This is a genomic window from Parabacteroides sp. AF14-59, assembly GCF_003479515.1.
GTDB lineage: Bacteria > Bacteroidota > Bacteroidia > Bacteroidales > Tannerellaceae > Parabacteroides > Parabacteroides faecis.
On the sequence record NZ_QUHH01000059.1, the window covers coordinates 1 to 1,470 of the forward strand.

The window sequence follows — 1,470 nt, forward strand, 5'->3', positions numbered from 1 at the left end:
ATAACCATATTCGGTACGGATTCGTTTCAACGTATTGTTGACATATTCGTAATATCTAGTGTCGCTCATTTTCAAGTAAAGAAGACAATAAATTAATTACTTTCACATATATAAAATAAGCTTGAAGGAAGATCATTATCACATTCAATACAACTCATAGTGTAATTAAATATATATATATAAGTCCAATGTATTAGAAATAAATTTAGTCAGCTCTTCTCCTACTCGGGGAGGTGGTGTGTCTCTAGGTGTTAAATACACCTTTTTGTCTATTTGAATATTCATTGAATTTATGCTATCTGTCATCATCCCATGCTCCAATATCCAATTTCTCTGTATCATTATCTTTGTAAGCCTTCACATTTGTCTCTTTATAAGAGTCATATTTAACGAGAAATTGGTTATCCCCCACTCAGTATCTTTTTTGCTTTTTTTAGAGTGTCTATGAAATCGTTAAATTCTAATTTTATTTTACTAGTTTTGTTAATATAAATTTCCAATTCAAGTGTTCCTTTTTCTTGATTTATTTCTACAATCATTTGATCATCTTGCCAAATTTCTGCAACCAGGTTTTCTTTATCTGGTGGACTAACTATTTCTATCGTTAATGTTTTCATTCCCTTATTATTTACTCTATTTAATAGGACGATATCTTCCCCCCCTACCATTTACTGTATTAATCTCTATATCTGAAAATTCAATATCCATTTGTCGTAAAAATCCCAGAGGTGTTGCAATCATAATCTACTGTAAATCCCGGAAAAATACCTTTTACAGAAGTGTAAAACCAGTTCTCATTTGCTCCTTGGTTGTTTAAAAAGGTTGTAGTCTCTCTTGAAGATAGAAAACCAAACACTTTTAAATATCTATTTTTAATGACTTGTTTTATGTTTTATGAAAGGTTATGATAGATTAACTAACATCAAAACACTTGTCATTAAATTTTTTAAGTTCATCTAATGCTTCATCTCCTAATTTCCAATACTCCCTAAATATTATGTATTTCTGACTTTTTCGACAAATGGCAACCAACCAATAATCATCATTAACCCATATTTTTTCATATCTATATAAATATTGTGGTATATTTTTTTTATCCATAAAAGGTTTTTTATCATCATATAAAAAAATAGGGTAACCATCTACATAAAATATATTAGAAGGCAGATTGTCATCACCTTCAACAACTCCCATGCTATAATAAAATGTATATAAATTCAAATTAGGGAAAAAAAAATTTATTGGTTCTTCTCCAACAGGAGGTGGTTGTGTCTCATTTGAGGTTAAATATTCCTCTTTCTTTATTGCAACCTTCATAACGTTTATACTATCCATCATCATCCATTTGATCATTTCAACTCCATTTTCTTCTATAAATATCGAAGATATTTCTTTTAATGTCTTTTCATTTTCAATTTTTGATTGTGAATCACAAGAGAACAGAAAATATAATATTAATAATATTTTAAA

2 protein-coding genes are annotated in these 1,470 nt (G+C 28.5%); both read right to left on the reverse strand.

Features of this window, described 5'->3' with window-relative positions; genetic code table 11:
* Positions 1-401 precede the first annotated feature (401 nt).
* Positions 402-617 (reverse strand): hypothetical protein, encoded by a 216-nt coding sequence (locus DWW23_RS26315; protein ID WP_147382653.1) that lies wholly within the window; start codon positions 615-617, stop codon positions 402-404.
* A 295-nt stretch (positions 618-912) separates the two neighbouring features.
* Positions 913-1,470 (reverse strand): hypothetical protein (locus DWW23_RS26500; RefSeq protein ID WP_158583246.1); only part of this gene is annotated, 558 nt, incomplete at its 5' end.